This is a genomic window from Streptomyces albidochromogenes (assembly GCF_005981925.1).
Taxonomy (GTDB): domain Bacteria; phylum Actinomycetota; class Actinomycetes; order Streptomycetales; family Streptomycetaceae; genus Streptomyces; species Streptomyces albidochromogenes.
This window is the reverse complement of sequence record NZ_VBVX01000401.1, coordinates 1-5,096: the sequence shown is the minus strand read 5'-3', so window position 1 is coordinate 5,096 and position 5,096 is coordinate 1. Positions and strand designations below refer to the sequence as shown.

At 71.4% G+C, this 5,096-nt stretch carries 4 protein-coding genes, 1 pseudogene and 1 riboswitch; of the genes and pseudogenes, 2 read left to right on the top strand and 3 right to left on the bottom strand.

The features are described from left to right. Positions 1–298: pseudogene (locus E2E34_RS31125) on the top strand (DNA polymerase IV); the annotation flags it as partial. On the opposite strand, the gene E2E34_RS31120 reads toward E2E34_RS31125, so the two are convergent. Further along, a complete protein-coding gene (locus E2E34_RS31120; RefSeq protein WP_138898476.1) occupies positions 226–591 on the bottom strand; it encodes a PRC-barrel domain-containing protein in 366 nt (121 codons plus the stop codon). The pseudogene E2E34_RS31125 and the gene E2E34_RS31120 overlap by 73 nt on opposite strands. A 122-nt stretch (positions 592–713) precedes the next feature. Further along, positions 714–810: riboswitch (glycine riboswitch) on the top strand. A 235-nt stretch (positions 811–1,045) separates the two neighbouring features. On the opposite strand from E2E34_RS31120, the gene gcvP reads away from it, so the two are divergent. Beyond that, on the top strand, positions 1,046–3,931 hold the full coding sequence (gene gcvP / locus E2E34_RS31115; RefSeq protein ID WP_138905202.1) for an aminomethyl-transferring glycine dehydrogenase: 2,886 nt from the start codon (positions 1,046–1,048) through the stop codon (positions 3,929–3,931). A 105-nt stretch (positions 3,932–4,036) separates the two neighbouring features. Here gcvP and E2E34_RS31110 read toward each other — a convergent pair whose 3' ends face one another. Both E2E34_RS31110 and E2E34_RS31105 read right to left on the bottom strand, forming a co-directional pair. Then, positions 4,037–4,234 (bottom strand): DUF5999 family protein, encoded by a 198-nt coding sequence (locus tag E2E34_RS31110; RefSeq protein WP_279637915.1) that lies wholly within the window; start codon positions 4,232–4,234, stop codon positions 4,037–4,039. A 347-nt stretch (positions 4,235–4,581) separates the two neighbouring features. Beyond that, positions 4,582–5,096: hypothetical protein (locus E2E34_RS31105; protein ID WP_138905200.1), on the bottom strand; the 515-nt coding region annotated here is incomplete at its 5' end.

The following is a 5,096-nucleotide window of genomic DNA, read 5'->3' as shown; positions in this document are numbered from 1 at the left end:
GGCGCCGCCCGTACCGGAGCCGGAGCCGCGGCGGCGGTGGCTGGCCGGCCAGGACGTGCGGCACCCGGAGTACGGAGCGGGATGGGTGCAGGGCAGCGGCGTCGGGCGGGTGACCGTGCGGTTCGAGGAGCCGACGTCGCCGCCCGGACGGGTGCGGACCTTCCCGGTGGACGATCCGGACCTGTCGCCGTCGGACCCGCTCCCGCTGGTCCGGGCGGCCGGGGATCAGGCGGGGTCCTCGCCCGCCAGCCGTCCGAAGTCCCGGTCGGGGGCCGGCGAGGAGATGTCGAGCCCGTAGTGGTGGTAGAGCTGCAGTTCCTGCTCGGGGGAGAGGTGGCGGCCGACGCCGAAGTCGGGTGCCTCCTTGATCAGGGAGCGGTCGTACGGCACGCGCAGGGAGTCGTCGACCACCTTGCTGGGCTCCAGGGGCACGAAGGCGTCCCGGCTGAAGAGTCCGGTGCGTACGGCGGCCCATTCGGGCACCCCCGTGGCGTCGTCGAGGTACACCTCGTCCACCGTTCCGATCTTGTCGCCGTTGCGGTCGAACGCCTTGCGGCCGATCAGGCTGCGCGGATCGATGTCGGTCTGCACGGTCCCTCCAACTGCTCGCACCTGCTCCGTAACCCCGTTAAGGCTACGAAAGGGCACAACTGTGGACTCGGCCACTCGAGGGATCCATGACGGGCCTCGCTGGTAGGCTGGCCAGTGGCTGCTGACCCCGTGCGGGAGAGTCTCCGGTGAACGTGCCGGAGGCGCCGAAGGAGCAAATCCTCCCCGGAATCTCTCAGGCCCACGTACCGCACGGACGAGGTCACTCTGGAAAGCAGGACGGGCCGGGACGGGCACGTGCCGGAAACAAGGCACAGCACCTGTCACGGATCCCGTCCTCACCGACGGTGAAAGCCGGAACGATCCTCGACGTCAGCGACGTCCGCGCGGTCTTCCGGTGAAGCTCTCAGGTTGAGATGACAGAGGGGGAGGCCGTCCGGGTACCCGTGCCGTGGTGCCCCTCGCAGGTCGCGTCAGACCAGGAGGCCTTCCGCAGATGACCGCAAACCGCATTCCGCTCTCGCAGCTTGAGCGTGGCATCCCCTTCGAGCAGCGCCACATCGGGCCCGATGCCGAAGCTCAGGCCAAGATGCTCGCCCAGGTCGGTTACGGCTCGCTCGACGAGCTGACCGCGGCCGCGGTGCCGGACGTCATCAAGAGCGCCGAGGCGCTCGGGCTGCCCGACGCGCGGACCGAGGCCGAGGTACTGGCCGAGCTGCGCACGCTCGCCGACCGCAACCAGGTGCTCGCCCCGATGATCGGGCTCGGCTACTACGGCACCTTCACGCCGCCGGTGATCCTGCGCAACGTCATGGAGAACCCGGCCTGGTACACGGCGTACACGCCCTACCAGCCGGAGATCTCACAGGGCCGGCTCGAAGCGCTGCTCAACTTCCAGACGATGGTCGCGGACCTGACCGGGCTGCCGACCTCGGGCGCGTCGCTGCTCGACGAGGGCACCGCCGCCGCCGAGGCCATGTCGCTCGCGCGCCGCGTCGGCAAGGTCAAGAACGGCGTCTTCCTGATCGACTCCGACACGCTGCCGCAGACGGTCGCCGTCATTCAGACGCGCGCGGAGCCGACCGGTGTCGAGGTTGTCGTCGCCGACCTGTCGGACGGCATCCCGGCCGAGGTGGCCGAGCGTGGTGTCTTCGGTGTGCTGCTCCAGTACCCGGGCGCCTCGGGCGCCGTGCGGGACATCAAGCCCGTCATCGAGCAGGCGCACGAGCTCGGGGCGATCGTGACCGTCGCCGCCGACCTGCTGGCGCTGACGCTGCTGACCTCGCCGGGCGAGCTCGGCGCGGACATCGCGGTGGGCACCACGCAGCGTTTCGGCGTGCCGATGGGCTTCGGCGGTCCGCACGCCGGGTTCATGGCCGTGCGGGAGAAGTTCGCGCGCAGCCTGCCCGGGCGGCTCGTCGGCGTCTCCGTCGACGCGGACGGCAACAAGGCGTACCGGCTGGCACTCCAGACGCGTGAGCAGCACATCCGCCGCGAGAAGGCCACCAGCAACATCTGCACCGCGCAGGTGCTCCTGGCGGTCATGGCCGGCATGTACGCCGTCTACCACGGCCCCGACGGCCTGCGCGGCATCGCACGCCGCACGCACCGGTACGCGACCCTCCTCGCCGAGGGCCTGCGCGCCGGCGGCGTCGAGGTCGTGCACGGCGCGTACTTCGACACGCTGACCGCGCGCGTGCCCGGCCGGGCGGCCGACGTCGTCGCCGCGGCCCGCGAGGCCGGGGTCAACCTGTACCCGGTCGACGCCGACCACGTCTCCATGGCCTGCGACGAGACGACGGGCCGCGCGCAGATCGCCGCGGTCTGGGCGGCCTTCGGCGTCGACGCCGACATCGAGGCGCTCGACGCCCGGGTGGCCGACGCGCTGCCCGAGGGGCTGCTGCGTACCGACGCGGTGCTGACGCACCCGGTCTTCCACCAGCACCGGTCCGAGACCGCGATGCTGCGCTACCTGCGCAAGCTGGCCGACCGCGACTACGCGCTCGACCGTGGCATGATCCCGCTCGGCTCGTGCACGATGAAGCTGAACGCGACCACCGAGATGGAGCCGGTCACCTGGCCGGAGTTCGGCGCGGTGCACCCCTTCGCGCCGGTCGAGCAGGCCGAGGGCTACCTGACGCTGATCCACGAGCTGGAGGAGCGCCTCGCGGAGGTCACCGGCTACGACGCGGTGTCGATCCAGCCCAACGCCGGTTCGCAGGGCGAGCTCGCGGGCCTGCTGGCGGTACGGGCGTACCACCGGGCCAACGGCGACGACCAGCGCACGGTGTGCCTGATCCCGTCGTCCGCGCACGGCACGAACGCGGCCAGTGCGGTCATGGCGGGCATGAAGGTCGTCGTCGTCAAGACCCGCGAGGACGGCGAGGTCGACGTCGAGGACCTGCACGCCAAGATCGAGCAGTACCGCGACGAGCTGTCGGTGCTGATGATCACCTACCCGTCCACGCACGGGGTGTTCGAGGAGCACGTCGCCGACATCTGCGCGACCGTGCACGAGGCCGGCGGGCAGGTGTACGTCGACGGCGCCAATCTCAACGCGCTGGTCGGCCTCGCCAAGCCGGGCAAGTTCGGCGGCGACGTCTCGCACCTGAACCTGCACAAGACCTTCTGCATCCCGCACGGCGGCGGCGGCCCCGGCGTCGGCCCGGTCGGCGTACGCGCCCACCTCGCGCCGTACCTGCCGAACCACCCGCTCCAGCCGACGGCCGGCCCCGAGACCGGCGTCGGGCCCATCTCGGCCGCTCCGTGGGGCTCGGCGGGCATTCTGCCGATCTCGTGGGCGTACGTCCGGCTGATGGGCGGGGAGGGCCTCAAGAGGGCCACACAGGTCGCCGTACTGGCGGCGAACTACATCGCCAAGCGCCTGGAGCCGCACTACCCGGTGCTCTACACCGGCCCGAACGGCCTGGTGGCGCACGAGGCCATCGTCGACCTGCGGCCGCTGTCGAAGGCGACCGGCGTGAGTGTGGACGACATCGCCAAGCGTCTGATCGACTACGGCTTCCACGCGCCCACCATGTCGTTCCCGGTGGCCGGGACGCTGATGATCGAGCCGACCGAGAGCGAGGACCTGGCGGAGATCGACAGGTTCTGCGACACCATGATCGCCATTCGTGCGGAGATCGAGAAGGTCGCGTCGGGCGAGTGGCCCGCGGACGACAACCCGCTGCGCAACGCGCCGCACACGGCGGCCGCGCTGGGCGGCACGTGGGAGCACGCGTACAGCCGCGAGGTGGCGGTCTTCCCGGCCGGGGTCTCGGCCGCCGACAAGTACTGGCCGCCGGTGCGCCGGATCGACGGTGCGTTCGGTGACCGCAACCTCGTGTGCTCGTGCCCGCCGCTGGACGAGTACGACAACTGACGGACGCCTCCGCGCCGCAGGAGGCGCGGACAGGGTCGGGGCCGGTTCGGAGGATTCCTCCGGGCCGGCCCCTTCGCGTGTCGGTGATGCGGGCGTACGGGCCGGTCAGGCGGCCCTGACCACGTCGAGTGGGCGGTGCGGAGCGATGATCTGGCCGTCCGGCAACAGCTCACCGGTGTCCTCGAAGACGAGCACTCCGTTGCACAGCAGGCTCCAGCCCTGTTCCGGGTGGTGCGCCACAAGCAGGGCGGCCTCCCGGTCGGCGGAGTCGGCGGTCGGGCAGGGTGGCTGGTGCTGGCACATGGAAGGGTTCTTTCGCTGCGTTGTGGTGAGTGTCCTGCGGCTCGATGCGGTGTTCATGGCCGCCCCCCGTATCAGTCGGTCCGGTCCCAGTGTTGCCCCACGGGCGTCTTTCCGCAGGGATTTCACGGCAGCTCTCCTTACTGATTAATGACGCGTCACTCGTGCGGACGGTTCAGCCCAACCGGGGTGTCCCTTCGGGTGGTTCGGGGTGGCCGATACGGGCTAGTCCGGATGGGCGTGGAGGGGGCCGGGACGGACTGCGCCCCGTGACCCGGACGGTCACGGGGCGCAGGGAACGCCGACAGCGCGGAGGCACCGGTGGCCCCCGAGGAGCGGGACGCCCGACGTCAGGCCGGCTGGCTGAGCAGCGGAACGGCGGGCGGCGTCAGGCGGTGGGTCAGCAGCGGAAGGAGGTCGGCGGCCCGGTGCGGGCGGTGGGAGGCGATACCCGGCGGCGCCGGCGCCAGCGGTACGAGCAGGTCGGTCGGCAGCGGCATCGCCTCGGATTCACCGGCGTCGGCCACCGGGCCGTCGTGCAGCCACAGGGTGAGCATGTAGAGCTCCGGTACGGACAGCAGGCGCGGCTGGTAGCGCGCTGTCATCGCCTCTGCCTGGCGCATGGCGAGCTGGCTGGAGGCGATGTACGGGCCCTCGCAGAAGTGGGAGAAGGCCCAGCCGTCGGCGGTGAGCACGGTGTCGGCGGCGGCCACCGTGCGGTCTCCGCTGCGGATGAGGAACCGCCAGCCGGTCAGCCGGGTGCGCGGCGGCCTGCCTGACGGGATGATTCCGTCGAGTACGTGGAAGGGAAGCGGGAACTCGGGGCTGAGGGGTCCCTGAGCCGCGCGGAGGGCCGGGGGACGGG

Excerpts from the sequence above, each read along its gene's own strand:
- gcvP (WP_138905202.1), top strand. The coding sequence starts at position 1,046 with ATGACCGCAAACCGCATTCCGCTCTCGCAGCTTGAGCGTGGCATCCCC.
- E2E34_RS31110 (WP_279637915.1), bottom strand. The coding sequence starts at position 4,234 with ATGTGCCAGCACCAGCCACCCTGCCCGACCGCCGACTCCGCCGACCGG.